At 64.8% G+C, this 13,258-nt stretch carries 16 protein-coding genes; 11 read left to right on the top strand and 5 right to left on the bottom strand.

The genetic code is table 11. The annotated features are described in order from the left end of the window. The first annotated feature begins 38 nt into the window (after positions 1–38). Entirely contained in the window at positions 39–980 is a 942-nt protein-coding gene (locus DSM43276_RS19140; RefSeq protein WP_078327909.1) for a R2-like ligand-binding oxidase, read from the top strand. Here DSM43276_RS19140 and DSM43276_RS19135 read toward each other — a convergent pair. Then, positions 977–2,221 carry a serine hydrolase domain-containing protein gene (locus DSM43276_RS19135; protein WP_078327908.1) on the bottom strand — a complete coding sequence of 415 codons (1,245 nt, stop codon included), beginning with the start codon at positions 2,219–2,221 and terminating at the stop codon, positions 977–979. The genes DSM43276_RS19140 and DSM43276_RS19135 overlap by 4 nt on opposite strands. A 174-nt stretch (positions 2,222–2,395) precedes the next feature. Here DSM43276_RS19135 and proC point away from each other — a divergent pair, with 174 nt between their 5' ends. The 9 genes from proC to DSM43276_RS19090 all read left to right on the top strand — a co-directional run bounded on the left by proC (position 2,396) and on the right by DSM43276_RS19090 (position 9,554). After that, positions 2,396–3,283 (top strand): pyrroline-5-carboxylate reductase, encoded by an 888-nt coding sequence (gene proC / locus DSM43276_RS19130; RefSeq protein ID WP_191986167.1) that lies wholly within the window; start codon positions 2,396–2,398, stop codon positions 3,281–3,283. 142 nt (positions 3,284–3,425) lie between these two features. Next, entirely contained in the window at positions 3,426–3,686 is a 261-nt protein-coding gene (locus tag DSM43276_RS19125; protein WP_078294123.1) for a helix-turn-helix domain-containing protein, read from the top strand. A 240-nt stretch (positions 3,687–3,926) separates the two neighbouring features. Next, positions 3,927–4,028 (top strand): 30S ribosomal protein bS22, encoded by a 102-nt coding sequence (locus DSM43276_RS19120; protein ID WP_003402602.1) that lies wholly within the window; start codon positions 3,927–3,929, stop codon positions 4,026–4,028. 63 nt (positions 4,029–4,091) lie between these two features. After that, positions 4,092–5,156 (top strand): SDR family oxidoreductase, encoded by a 1,065-nt coding sequence (locus DSM43276_RS19115; protein ID WP_078327907.1) that lies wholly within the window; start codon positions 4,092–4,094, stop codon positions 5,154–5,156. A gap of 22 nt (positions 5,157–5,178) precedes the next feature. Continuing rightward, a complete protein-coding gene (locus DSM43276_RS19110; RefSeq protein WP_078327906.1) occupies positions 5,179–6,252 on the top strand; it encodes a lysophospholipid acyltransferase family protein in 1,074 nt (357 codons plus the stop codon). A gap of 178 nt (positions 6,253–6,430) precedes the next feature. After that, a complete protein-coding gene (locus DSM43276_RS19105) occupies positions 6,431–7,345 on the top strand; it encodes an epimerase (protein ID WP_078327905.1) in 915 nt (304 codons plus the stop codon). Between the two features lie 32 nt (positions 7,346–7,377). Continuing rightward, on the top strand, positions 7,378–8,307 hold the full coding sequence (locus DSM43276_RS19100; RefSeq protein ID WP_078327904.1) for an NAD(P)H-dependent flavin oxidoreductase: 930 nt from the start codon (positions 7,378–7,380) through the stop codon (positions 8,305–8,307). Between the two features lie 341 nt (positions 8,308–8,648). Beyond that, positions 8,649–9,254 carry a DUF4352 domain-containing protein gene (locus tag DSM43276_RS19095; protein ID WP_078327903.1) on the top strand — a complete coding sequence of 202 codons (606 nt, stop codon included), beginning with the start codon at positions 8,649–8,651 and terminating at the stop codon, positions 9,252–9,254. Positions 9,255–9,329: 75 nt separating this feature from the next. Next, positions 9,330–9,554 (top strand): hypothetical protein, encoded by a 225-nt coding sequence (locus DSM43276_RS19090; RefSeq protein ID WP_234802933.1) that lies wholly within the window; start codon positions 9,330–9,332, stop codon positions 9,552–9,554. On the opposite strand, the gene DSM43276_RS19085 is transcribed toward DSM43276_RS19090, so the two are convergent. From DSM43276_RS19085 to DSM43276_RS19075, 3 genes are read right to left on the bottom strand one after another with little or no spacing between them, the layout of a single operon-like run. Beyond that, on the bottom strand, positions 9,551–9,838 hold the full coding sequence (locus DSM43276_RS19085) for a hypothetical protein (RefSeq protein WP_078293844.1): 288 nt from the start codon (positions 9,836–9,838) through the stop codon (positions 9,551–9,553). The two genes, DSM43276_RS19090 and DSM43276_RS19085, sit on opposite strands and share 4 nt — an antisense overlap. Continuing rightward, positions 9,835–10,185: a heme-binding protein gene (locus tag DSM43276_RS19080; RefSeq protein ID WP_078327901.1), complete on the bottom strand. Its 351-nt coding sequence runs from the start codon at positions 10,183–10,185 to the stop codon at positions 9,835–9,837. The genes DSM43276_RS19085 and DSM43276_RS19080 overlap by 4 nt, the downstream gene beginning before the upstream one ends. A gap of 16 nt (positions 10,186–10,201) precedes the next feature. After that, a complete protein-coding gene (locus DSM43276_RS19075; protein ID WP_234802932.1) occupies positions 10,202–11,632 on the bottom strand; it encodes a DUF1254 domain-containing protein in 1,431 nt (476 codons plus the stop codon). Between the two features lie 109 nt (positions 11,633–11,741). Here DSM43276_RS19075 and DSM43276_RS19070 point away from each other — a divergent pair, with 109 nt between their 5' ends. Then, complete coding sequence (locus tag DSM43276_RS19070) at positions 11,742–12,746, top strand: AraC family transcriptional regulator (RefSeq protein ID WP_078327900.1); 1,005 nt, start codon at positions 11,742–11,744, stop codon at positions 12,744–12,746. Here DSM43276_RS19070 and DSM43276_RS19065 read toward each other — a convergent pair. Continuing rightward, positions 12,743–13,210 (bottom strand): FAS1-like dehydratase domain-containing protein, encoded by a 468-nt coding sequence (locus DSM43276_RS19065; RefSeq protein ID WP_078327899.1) that lies wholly within the window; start codon positions 13,208–13,210, stop codon positions 12,743–12,745. The genes DSM43276_RS19070 and DSM43276_RS19065 overlap by 4 nt on opposite strands. Between the last annotated feature and the right edge of the window lie 48 nt (positions 13,211–13,258).

Raw genomic sequence — 13,258 nt, 5'->3', positions numbered from 1 at the left:
GATGGCTACTAGGTCAATGTCGACACTAGGAGGCCCTCATGACGCGGACACACTACGGATCGCTGCGCAAGGGAGGGCTGAACTGGGATTCTTTGCCGCTCAAGCTGTTCGCGGGCGGCAATGCGAAGTTCTGGGATCCGGCCGATATCGACTTCTCACGCGATCGGGCGGACTGGGAATCGCTCAGCGATCGGGAGCGCGACTACGCGACCAGGCTGTGCGCGCAGTTCATCGCCGGCGAGGAATCGGTCACGCAGGACATTCAGCCGTTCATGGCGGCGATGCGTGCCGAGGGGCGGCTCGGTGACGAAATGTACTTGACGCAGTTCGCCTTTGAGGAGGCAAAACACACTCAGGTGTTCAGGCTGTGGCTCGACGCCGTGGGGATCAGCGACGATCTGCACGGATATCTCGACGACCTGCCGGCATACCGCGAGATCTTCTTCGATGAGCTTCCCGATGCCTTGGCGACGCTGTCCACAGATCCGTCACCGGCTGCTCAGATTCGGGCCTCGGTGACCTACAACCACGTCGTCGAGGGCATGCTGGCGCTGACGGGATACTTTGCGTGGCACAAGATTTGTGTGGACCGCGGGATTCTGCCCGGCATGCAGGAACTGATCCGCCGGATCGGCGACGACGAGCGGCGCCACATGGCCTGGGGCACCTTTACCTGTCGGCGGCATGTGGCCGCCGATGATGCTAACTGGCCGGTGTTCGAGGCCCGTATGAACGAACTCATCCCGATCGCGTTGCGTCTCACCGAGGAAGGCTTCGGGCTGTACGGCGACGACACCCCGTTTGGGCTCGTGCTGGCTGAGTTCATGCAGTACTCCGCCGACAAGGGAATGCGCCGGTTCGGCACCATCAGCAGCGCGCGTGGGCGCCCGCTCGGTGAGATCGACCTCGACTACTCGCCGCTCCAGCTTGAAGACACGTTCGCTGCCGAGGATAGGCAGGCGCTCGCGGCCATGGCCTAGCGCACACTCCGCGCGGTCGCCGCCCACAGCCGCGGGAAGGCCACGTTGTGCAGCGGGTTGGGCAGGATCAGATGGTTGTGTGCCAGCCCCACGGCAATGTGGCGCTTCGGGTCTGCCCATCCGGTGGAACCGCCCGCGCCCATATGTCCGAAACCGCCCACCAAACCCGGCGCGGGGATGCAGTGATAGCCCAGCTCCCAAAGATCGCGGGTCAGGGGAAGGTTGGGTCTGCCCCCGCGGCCGTGAGCAAGTTCAGCGGTTTTCTCGGCCGACAACAGCTGCCGGCCGTCCACGCTTCCCCGATTACTCAGCGCGCCGTAGAGCTTGGCCAGCGCCGGGGCGGTGCAGATGGCGTTGCCCGCACCCATCTGGGTGTCGTAGAGCGGTGCGCTGGCGTGCCCGTCGTCGGCGACGATGCGCTCGGCCCCCGGCAGGTGGATCGCTCCGGTGGCCCCCCGCGCGCCCGGTATGAAGTCGACGACGCGTGCCCCGATGGACAGGCCGCGCGAAAGGAAGGGCAGCTTCACGGCCTTGTCGAGTTGCGCGTAGATGCCCGCGGGAACCGTCGGCGAATCGGCGGGCGGGCGGCCCAGGTGAATGCCGTCGACCCCGAGGACGTCCGCGATCTCGGTGCGATACAGCGTGCGCATGTCGTTGCCGGTGATCGCGCGCGCGAGCCCGGCCAGTAGCCAGCCGTAACTCATCGCGTGATAGGCGGCCTTGCCGTAGTAGCGCCCGACGGGTGTGGCGGCGAGCCGCTGCTCCATGAGTTCGTGGTCGAGAAGCTCCTCGGGCGTGGAGGCGATCGCGGCCAGCGCCGCCAAGCCGGACTTGTGCGCCAGGACATCGCGCACGGTGACCGCTTCCTTGCCGTTGGCGGCGAACTCCGGCCAGTAGCGGGCGACCGGAGCGTCGTAGCTCAGTAGTCCGCGGTCCGCCAGGCGATGGATCACCGTGGCGGTAACCCCCTTCGACGCCGAATAGACGATCGGGGCGGTGTCGTGGGTCCATGGCAGGCCCGGCCGCGCTTCACCGGCCCAGATATCGAGAACCGGTTCGCCGTCGACGTAGACACAGAGCGCGCCGCCACCGGGGTGGCCGACATACATGGACGCAAACCTCCGGACCACCCGGTCGAACTCGGGCTGTGCCCACCCATGTACCCCGTCGGGAAGGCCGATGCCGACCGATTCAGGTGCCGAAACTGGGTCCGTCTCCACGCGACGCTGCGGTTGTGACATAGGTAACTTGTAGTCCGGATACCCCGCTGTGCGCCACCACTTGGCGCGAGGTCTGCGAATAGTCACAAACCGAGGCGAATGTGCATATCCGCGTGCACATAGCGCGCGGGACGCCCGACACACGGCCAGAAAGCCGTTTCCGGGCGCGCTAGCTGGTCTGCCATGCTGGTCGCCATGTCCAGAATCGCAATTATCGGTGGCGGCAATATTGGCGAAGCACTTATCTCCGGGCTGCTGCGGGCCGGACGCCAAGCCAAGGACATCGTCGTTTCCGAGAAGGTCCCCGCGCGGGCGAAGGCTCTGGCCGAGGCGTACTCGATCCGGGTCAGCGAGGTGGCCGACGCCGTCGAGGGCGCCGACTTCATTGTGGTGGCGGTCAAACCGTCCGATGTCGAAAGCGCGACCAGCGAGATCGCCGCCGCGCTGGCGAAACTGGACGCAGAGAGTAATGAGCGGGAGACCGAACAGGTGTTGGTCTCGGTGGCCGCGGGAGTGTCCGCGGGTTTCTTCGAGTCCAAACTGGCCGCCGGGGCGCCGGTGGTGCGTGTGATGCCCAACGCCCCGATGCTCGTGGGCGCCGGGGTGAGCGCCATCGCCAAGGGCCGGTTCGCGACCGACGAGCAGCTGAGCGCCGTGGCCGAGCTGCTGGAGTCGGTGGGCAGCGTCATCAAGGTGGCCGAATCTCAGATGGATACCGTCACCGCGCTGTCCGGATCGGGCCCGGCCTACTTCTTCCTGCTTGTGGAGGCGCTCGTCGATGCGGGGGTCGCTTCGGGTCTGACTCGGCCCGTCGCGACCGACCTCGTCATCCAAACCATGGCCGGATCCGCCGCGATGCTCCTCGAACGGGCCGAAACCGACGAGAATCGTGCCCCGGGGCTACAGACGCGCACAGAGGTCGACACGACCGCTGCCGAGCTTCGTGCGACGATTACCTCGCCGGGTGGTACCACCGCCGCTGCGCTGCGTGAATTGGAACGTGGAGGTTTGCGGGCAAGCGTCTACGCGGCTGTCGAGGCCGCAAAAACCCGCTCCGAGCAGCTCGGAATCACATCAGAGTAATTTAACCAAATCTTGATCAATTAGCCCACACGGGTATCAGTAACCCCACTGGTCCCGCTATTCTCCTTCTAGCACGTGCGTGTCCGTACCGCCGATGGGGAAGATCGGCGGCACGACATGTGCCAAGGGAAATGGGTATGCGATGACTTCAATGAACGGGCCATCCGCGCGCGACGGGGCCGGCGCCAAGCCGGGCCGGGATGCGGCGGCTACTGGCCAATCTGGAAAGGCTCAGTTCCTGACGGTCGCCGAGGTCGCCGCGCTGATGCGCGTCAGCAAGATGACCGTTTACCGGCTGGTGCACAACGGAGAGCTGCCCGCGGTGCGGGTCGGTCGATCGTTCCGTGTGCACGCCAAGGCCGTCAACGATCTGCTGCAGGCGTCCTACTTCGACGCCGGATAGGCCCCCGCACGCGGGTGGGGGTATCTCCCACCCGTGGGGGCGTACCCCGGTCGGCGAGTAGGAACCGAGGGGAGCGCCCCTCGCGATTCGGCCGGTTTCCTGACGGGGGACCGTAACGGGTAGAGTCGTGCGGCACCCTGGTTTTAAGCCTTGAGGGGTTAGGGCGCTCGTGTACGGCTGGCATAAGCCGCTGTGCACCGCCCACGGAAAAGACGATTTCAAAGTAGTTAGCAGGAGTTCATGGGTTCAGTTATCAAGAAGCGGCGTAAGCGTATGTCCAAGAAGAAGCACCGCAAGCTGCTTCGCCGTACCCGGGTTCAGCGCAGAAAACTCGGTAAGTAAACCTTGCGTTAGTGGGTATCCACTCAGGATGCCCATTGGTGCAGTGATGGATAGGCTTCGTCCGTGAGCACCGGTGAGACCACTCTGCATTACCCACGGGTGGTGCTGGTCACCGGAGCCAGCCGATTCCTCGGGGGTTACCTGGCCGCGCGCCTGGTGCAGAACCCGATGATCAACCGCGTCATCGCGGTGGACGCCGTCGCTCCCAGTAAGGACCTGCTGCGCAGGATGGGTCGGGCCGAGTTCGTGCGGGCCGATATTCGCAACCCGTTCATCGCGAAGGTCATCCGCAACGGTGAGGTCGATACGGTGGTGCACACCGCCTCTGCTTCGTTCTCGCCGCGTTCGGGTGGGCGTGCTGCGCTCAAGGAACTGAACGTGATGGGTGCGATGCAGCTGTTCGCGGCCTGCCAGAAGGCGCCCACCGTGCAGCGCGTCGTCGTCAAATCCACCGCACAGGTGTATGGGTCCAGCGGTCGCGATCCGGTGATGTTCACCGAAGAGATGGGTGCCCGCCGTCCGCCGTCCGACGGATTCGCGCGGGACAGCATCGATATCGAGAGCTATGCCCGGGGTCTGGGCCGTCGCCGGCCCGATGTTGCGGTGACGATTCTGCGGCTGGCCAACCTGATCGGTCCCGGTATGGATACCGCGTTGGCTCGCTATCTGGCGGGCCCCGTGGTCCCGACCATGCTCGGACGCGACGCCCGCCTGCAGCTGCTGCATGAGCAGGACGCGCTGGGCGCGCTCGAGCGCGCCACCATGGCCGGTAAGGCGGGGACGTTCAATATCGCGGCCGACGGCATGATGATGATGTCGCAGGCGGTCCGCCGTTCCGGGCAACTCGGGATCCCTGTCCCGTCGTTTGCGGTAGCGGCGATCGCGTCCTTCACCAAGGGCACCCGGTACACCGAACTGAGTTCTGAACAGCGTGACTGGCTGGCATATGGGCGTGCCATGGACAACACCCGGATGAAGACCGAGCTCGGGTATCAGCCCAAGTGGACCACCATGGGGGCCTTCGGAGATTACGTTCGGGGCCGCGGGATCACTCCAGTTATCGAGCCGGAGTGGGTACGCTCATTGGGAGATCGCGCGGTGGCTCTCGCGCAGAAGATCAGTTCGTAGAAATAGGGTGGAGGTGAAAAGCATGGCTGGTGAAACAAAGGCCAAAGTCATTCAACTGCAGGCTAATTCGGAACGCCATGCTGCACGCGCTCGCCGGGCCGAGGCTCGTGCCGATGCCGGAAGACGGCACCCGTCATCGTTGGCAAGCGATGCGCCGGCAGAAAATTCCGCGGACACCGCCGCGGTGATCCATGACCTCAACGAGATCCGTGCGGCCCAGGGCAACGCACACGTGGGCGATGAAGAGTCGCTGACCGCGCTCGCGGCCAACATCGCCGCCGTCGCTGAGTTCATTCGCCGCAGGGTGGGCGGCGACTACAGCGTCGATGATTTCGGGTTCGACGAGCATCTCAACGAATCACTCTTACTTCCTTTGCTGAGGCCATTGTTCAACCGATGGTTCAGAGTGGACGTGACCGGCGTGGAGAACATTCCGGCGACCGGTGGAGCCCTGGTTGTGGCTAACCATGCGGGTGTGCTGCCGCTCGACGGTCTGATGCTGTCGGTGGCGGTACACGACCGCTGCCCCGGCAACCGGACCCTGCGCAACCTGGCCGCGGACATGGTGTTCGATGCGCCGTTCCTGGGGCAGCTGGCGCGAAAAGCCGGTCATACGCTGGCCTGCACCGCCGATGCGCACCGGCTACTGTCCGCGGGCGAGCTGACCGCCGTGTTCCCCGAGGGGTACAAGGGCCTGGGCAAGCCGTTCAAGGATCGTTACAAGCTGCAGCGGTTCGGTCGCGGGGGATTTGTCGCGGCAGCCATTCGGACCGGAGCGCCGATCATCCCGTGCTCGATCGTCGGGTCCGAGGAGATCTATCCGATGATTGCCGACCTGAAGGTGATCGCCCGACTGTTCGGGCTGCCGTACTTCCCGGTAACCCCGCTGTTCCCGGCGGCCGGACCCGTTGGCTTGGTGCCGCTGCCCTCCAAGTGGCACATCGAGTTCGGCACGCCCATCCCCACGGACGGGTATGACGACGCGGCCGCCGACGACCCGATGGTCACCTTCGACGTCACCGACCAGGTGCGCGAGACGATTCAGCAGACGCTGTACCGGCTGCTTGCCGCCCGGCGCAACATGTTCTTCGGCTGAGCGGTTTTCCTTCCGCACTGACACGCCGCGTTCCGCGTGTGCTACCCGGCCGATGCCTCGAAAACCGTAGTCGCGCTGCCGCGGTGCCGTGATCAGCACCACCGGTGAGCTACATCTCCATGTGCTGACCGCTCGTCCCCGCCCGGCGGATACTCGCCGTAGAAAGGGGGCTCGATCAATGAAGATCGTTCTCGCCGGTGGCAGTGGATCGCTGGGCCGCCGCATCACCGATGACCTTGTTCCACGCGGCCATGAGGTTGTGGTGCTCACCCGTCAGCCAAATCCGCATCTGAATGTTCGCCAGGTGCGTTGGGATGGCCAGACCGTGGGTGACTGGGCCGCGGAGCTGGAGGGCCCGGCCACCGCGGTGATCAACCTGGCCGGCAAGCTGGTGGATTGTCGGCCCACCCGGCGCAACATCGCTGAGCTGACCCGCGGTCGGGTGCTGGCCACCCGTGCGCTGGTGGACGCCAGTACTCACCTCAATACGCCTGTCGCGCATTGGATTCAGGCCAGCACCACCGCTATCTGGTCGGATGCCGGTGAGACCCGATGCACGGAGGGCACACCGCTGCCCGTCGTGGGATTGCCGCAGATGACCGGGGTCGCACGCCCCTGGGAAGAGGCATTCAACGGTGCCAACACCGAGCACGGAATCATCCTGCGCACGTCGATCGTGCTCGATCCGCAATCCCCGGCGCTGCGGAGGCTGGTAGCCCTGACCAAACTCGGCCTCGGCGGCAGGGTGGCTTCGGGGCGGCAATGGTTCTCGTGGATCCACCTCACCGATTGGCTGGCCATCGTGCGGGCGGGGCTGGGGCTGACCCCGGGCATCGAGCTTCCCGCTGGCTGCGTGGTCGCCGCCAGTGAGCATCCCGTGCGCAATGCCGACCTGATGGCGGCGCTGCGTGCGCAGCTACACCGTCCCGGGCTGCCAACCCCCGCCTTCATGTTGCGCATCGGCGCCATTGCGCTGCGCACCGATCCCGAACTCGGTCTCACCGGTCGGTACGCGACCTCAAAGGTGCTGGAAGCAGCTAACTTTCAGTTTCAGTATCCCAATCTGCCCGGCGCGCTCGAGGATCTGCTGTAATCGCACCCGGGTAATCGGCGTAGGTTCGACGGGTGGTCACAAACCGGGTTACCGAGATGCTGGGCGTGGAGCGGCCGATCGTGCAGGCCCCGATGGGGTGGATCGCACGATCACAGCTGGCCAGCGCGGTGTGCAATGCCGGCGGGCTCGGCATCATCGAAACCAGCTCCGGCGAGCTCGATGCCATCAAGGGCGAGATCCGCGTCATGCGTGAGCTCACCGATAAACCCTTCGGGGTGAACATCGCGCAGGCATTTGTGCGGGACCCGTCCATCGCGCAGTTCGTGGTGGATCAGGGCGTGACGTTCGTGACTACCAGTGCGGGAGACCCCAACAAGTACACCCGGGTCCTGAAGGACAACGGGCTCACCGTCTTTCATGTCGTCCCCACACTCGCGGCGGCCCTCAAGGCCGTCGACGCGGGAGTGGACGGATTGGTGGTGGAAGGCGTCGAGGGCGGTGGTTTCAAGGACCCGAAGGGCGCATCCACCATGGTGCTCCTGCCGCTAGTGCGCTCGCACGTGGACGTACCCATCATCGCCGCCGGTGGCATCTGCGACGGCGCATCGATGGCCGCCGCCTTCGCGCTCGGTGCCGAGGGGGTGCAGATGGGCACCCGGATGATGTCGGCCGCGGAATCGCCCATCCATGGAAATTGGAAGGCGGCCGTCGTCGCTGCCCGCGAGACCGACACCGTACTGCTCAACCGGCTGACCAAGCCGGGCCTGCGTGCGCTGCGTAGCGCGCGCACCGAAGAGATGGAACGGCGAGATCTGGTGTCACTGCTGGAAACCGGGAACCCGTTGGACCTCTACTTCGGAGGCAACATGGACACTTTCGTACCGCTCGGCGGTCAGGTCGCCGGGCGCATCGGTGCGGTCGAGTCGGTGAAAGACATCCTCGACACCACCATGGACGAGTTCACCGCCGTGATCGGCAAGCTCGCCGCCCAGTACGGCTGACCGCGATGTCTGCCTAGAACGGGGTGCCGACCTCGTCGTGGCCGTGCGCTGCCCCGAGTGCCTAGGGATGTCCAGAGGCAAACAGGCCGCCCGCCGGGGGACCGTACCGATCGGCTGTTGTCATCGTCGCTGGTCTCGGCAGTACGGGTCGGCCTGACTTCCGGATCAGCAAAGGCGGACGGGCGTGACATCAGGGGCTATCGGTAGTTTCTCGCAAACAGCTGGTGGCCGCCTGTAACGAATACGCAGCCGTGCCGATAGGACCTATTGATGTTAGCCTCTTACTCATTGAGGGGGGCGCTCATGTGTTACACCGCTACCCTGAATTGAGGATCGTTATTGTGACTCGGCCTTCGCTGGAAGGTGAGAATGGCGCCGCCGGGTTGTACCTGGTTAGCGGCAATTTTCCTGTGGCGCCCATGCTGTTCGGAGTCGTTATCGCGACCTTCATTGTCGTTGCCACGTTGGTGGGGATCGAAGACGGCAGGAACTTTAGCGCCTCTGGATCGCCGCTGGTTCACGAAGTTGCTTCAGTGGCACCTGAAGGTGGCGGCCCTGGTCGCGAGGCGCGAGCCGGTCAGTTAGCCCTGGCCGTGACGGAGGTCACGGCATCCCCGGCGGCGGGCGATCCCGGACTGGCTCAGAACGACGAGGGTGGCCATGTTCTGGTCGGTGTGCGCGTGATCAATGACGGCGACGTCCCTCACAGGTTCGAGCCTGCGATTCAGCAACTCGTTGCGGGCGATCAAACCTTCGGTGCGGACCAGGCGGCCTCGCAGCCCGTGCTCGGCGCAGACCTCGGTCCCGGCGACAGCATTGTTGCGTCCATAGCGTTCGATATCCCCGCCGGGGCTGAGCCTTCGGCGATCATCCTGCGCGACTCAGTGACGGCCCCCGGCACTCAGATGAGTTTGGCTGAAGTGGGCGACGGCGGCGCCGCGCAGTGATCAACCCAGAGTCTGGTCGGGAAAGGCGGCTCCTGGGTGCTGGTCAGTGCCCAGGGCAAGAGTGAGAGGCGCTGTGTGACCACGGATCTGAACCCGGAAGCAATCTGGAAGGCACTGCCCGACGCGCTTAAATCCACACTGAGGCGGCGGGCCACTGAGCCCCTGAATGATGAGCTGCTGATCGAGTGTCATCGCGCAGCCGAAGAGAAGGACCTACCGATCTTCTGGCGGCCCGACCCGGCCGCCGGTTTCGGCAGGCACCGACTACACCCGGCCCTCGTCGAGTACATCACCCGCTAGGGGTTGCAGCCTCCGGCGCTCACCCAGCGGCCGTTGTAGTGCACGCATGCACTGACATTCGATCCCGGAGGTGGCGGAGGGGGATCTTCCGGCATCGGGGCGTAGTACGCGGGCGGAGGCACGTAGGGCGCCACCGCGTCCGCGATGTTGGCGCAGCCGCCCACCGAAACCCGCCGTCCGGCACTCGCGCACACGTCGGCGTTGGCGACACCTGACGGTGGCGCAATCGTCAGCAGGCCCGCCAGTGCCACGGTCGCGGCGGCCGCTGCGACCATGCGCCTCACGGCTGTACCTGCGGTGCGGCGGGCAGTTGGCAGCGGTCTCGCAGTTCGACGAGCGGCTGCCGGATTCCGCGCAGATCTGCTGCCGTGTCCGGGTTGGCGTCCATGTAGCTCTTGACCGCGCTCTGCACCTCGGGGTGCGGACGCCCCTGTAGACCGGTGAAGAAGTCGTTGACCTCCGGATGGGTGAACAGGTAGCTCGATGTTGATGCGGCGACGCCCGCCGATACTCCGGCCAGGTCGCCCGCCGTGCAGTTGGGCGGGCGCTCCGGCTCGGCGTTCGCGGCCGCCGCGGTGATGAGCGCCGCGGCGCCGAGAGCGGTAAACAGGCTTGTGGTAACGAGTTTCATGGCGATCTCCTTCGAATCACGGGGCGTGGTGCACGGCGGGCGGCTTCCAGGTGCCGTCGATGATCGACGGCGGTGTCTGCGTGGGCCAGTACAGGCGCAGCATCAGGATGAACTTTCCGGAGGGGGCGGGGAGCCAGTTTGCCTCCTTTTCCGGGCCGGGGTTCTCATGTTGTAGATACAAGTCCACCGATCCGTCGGGGTTGGCGGTGACGTTGTTGCGCTGGCTCAGGGTGTATCGGTTGAGTGGGTTGTCGACAAAGTAGAACCCCCCGTCGTACATCGTCAGCGACCAGAACCCCTCGGCGGGCGGCAGCTGGTCCTTGGCGAAGTGCAGTGTGTAGTTGTGGGCGCCGTCGTAGGACTTGCCGGAGGAGTCGACCTCGGAGGTGGGGTAGACGGCGTCCTGAGGCAGATTGGCGCCCAACCCGAATGCGGTGATCGTGGCGCGCTGCAGGTACTCGGTGCCATATTGGCCGGTTTCGGTGCTGAATTGCCACCCGTTGATGTCTTTGAGGTCCTTGAAACGGGCCGCGATCTTGCCGAATCCCTCCTTCGGTACCGACTGCAGCGCACCGACCGTATCGGCGCCGAGCTTGTCGATGTCGAAGGGCTTGCCGGCCTCGATGCCGATCTTGGCCATCTTGTCGACCATCGGCTTATCGGCCTCGGCGGGCGGATTGTCCTTCATCAGGGTGGCGAGTAGATCGAAGTACGCCGTGGTGCTCAGGTTGTTGACCTGATCGCGGACAGGCGTTTTCATGTCGATGCTCGGATCTACCGTGTTCGCGGGCGGCGTATACGGTTTGCCGTAGGAGCTCAGCGGCACCAGCGAGATCGCGTCCTGCATCGTGTGGACGGCGGCATAGTCTTCGGGTGTTCCCGTGCAGTAAATGCGCCCCAGAAGCCACACGATGGATGTCGGGGACTTGTACTCCTTGACCCCCTCGGGCAGGGTGCCTTTCCAGCCAGGGCCGGTGATGGCGTAGGTCTGCGGGCCGGTGCCCGTGGTGCGTTTGCCGGGTACCTCGAAAACGTTGGTGTACCCGTCGAGCATCGGGAACAGGTAGTAGCGATCGTTGGCCTCGGGCAGGCTCAGCACATAGGGCTCTTTGCTCACGTCCACAAAGGCGTTGGTGTACAGGGTGTCTGCGTTGGGAGCGGTCACATCCCGGAACGACGCGTTGGGATACTCGCGCATCCGCATCAGCTGCCCCATGGGGGCGCGCGGGGCCGTCACCTTGTCGACATTGGTCATCACCCGCCGCGTCATCTCCATGGTCACCAGCGGGTAGCCGTACACGTAGGCATCCAGCGCAATCGCCTTCGCCTCGTCGGCGGAAAGCTTTTGGGGTTCAGAGTTTTTCGAGCAGCCGTTCATCCCGGACGCCAACAGGATGACGCTCGTCACGGCCAGCCATCTGCCCCACTGCCAACGCCTACCGCTCACGGGCGACACCCTTTCCAGTTGTAATGATCTTGGTCGATCACCGTCGATCGTGCAGCATTTTCACAGGGTTGTCTTGACTTTGGCGGACAGATATTTGACAGTTCGGGACATGTCGGTGATCCGCGGCTCGGCGTTGACGAACTATCAGCCCCTGGTATCAGAGCTCGGCGGCGATGGCGACAAGCTGCTTGCCGCAGCGCGGATTTCACCGGACGATGCCGGGGTCTACGACCGGTTCATCTCGCTGCCGAATGGGATGGCCGTACTGGAGGAGAGCGCGATTGCGGTCAGCGCACCCGATTTCGGCCTTCGGCTAGCGCGACGCCAGGGCATCGAGATACTGGGACCCGTGGGCCTGGCCGCGCGTAGCGCGGCAACCGTTGCCGACGCTTTCGACATCCTTGAAAAGTTCATGGCCGCATACTGTCCCGCGATCAGCGTGCGGGTGATCGATCTTCCCGATCCGGTGCGCTGCCGGTTCGAGTTCGAGTTTCTTCTCGCCCCGGCGCCCCCACAGGCGCAGGCGCTCGAGCTGTCGTTGGGTGTGACATTGCGGGTGCTGCACCACTTCCTGGGTCGCGGTTATCGCCCAGTGGCGGTGCACCTGCCCCACTCGGCCTTGACGGCACCGTCGGAGTATCGGCGTTACTTCGGCTGTCCGCCGTTGTTCTGCGAACCCGTTGCGGGGTTCACACTGCGCGCCACTGATATGCAGAAGTCGCTGCCCAAAGACCGCCTCGCGCATCAGACTGCGGTCGATTACTTGACGGGGACCCTCGCTGACCGTCGGCCGGATTCGAGTCGGCTGGCCCGGATCCTCATCCGTCAGCTGCTTCCCACGGGGGCGATCGGTCTGGGGGACATCGCATTACACCTCGGAGTGCACCCCAAAGCGCTGCAACGGCGCCTCGGCGCCGAGGGTACGACCTTCGCCGAACTCGTCGACCACATCCGTCGTGAAACCGCCGAGCGATTGCTTTCCGATACCGAGCTGAACCTGGACCATGTCAGCAGGCAACTCGGCTACGCCGAACAGAGCGTGTTCACCCGAAGTTGTAAGCGCTGGTTCGGCACCACCCCGAGTGCTTACCGAACGAGCCGCAGAGGCCGCTAGCCCTTGCGATGCGAGGCGATGTTGGCGGCCATGGAGTTCGCGTCGGTTTCGTGTCCTTCAGCCTCGCCGATCATGGTGACGATGCTCGTGGCCACGGGTTGCCCGTCGGCATCGGTGACCTCGGCGCGCACCTCGGCGGTCACCATGCCGTGCGACTCCAGCACGCTGTCCAGGTAGCTGTCGAAGTACAGCCGGTCGCCTGCCTTGACGGGGCGGTGGAACTTCAGCTTCTGGTCGCGGTGCAGCACCCGTGCCACGTTGATGGGCAGATCCATCTCGGTGAAGATTTTGTGCTGCACGCGCCGGCCCGCGACGGCGAGGAACGTGATGGGCGCGACAACGCCGGAGTTTTCCTCACAGCCGTCCTGGATGGCCGCCGCGAATTCACGCATCTTCTCGCGGCCGACCTCGAAGTAATCGGGGTAGCGGTAGTGCGTTCCGATGATGTCTTGGCGGATGGCCATGCATTAACCCATTTCGCTGCAGGTCAGGTACGAATCTAGACAGTTCGA

Source organism: Mycobacteroides salmoniphilum, from assembly GCF_004924335.1.
GTDB classification, from domain to species: domain Bacteria; phylum Actinomycetota; class Actinomycetes; order Mycobacteriales; family Mycobacteriaceae; genus Mycobacterium; species Mycobacterium salmoniphilum.
This window is presented reverse-complemented; position numbering and strand designations above follow the sequence as displayed.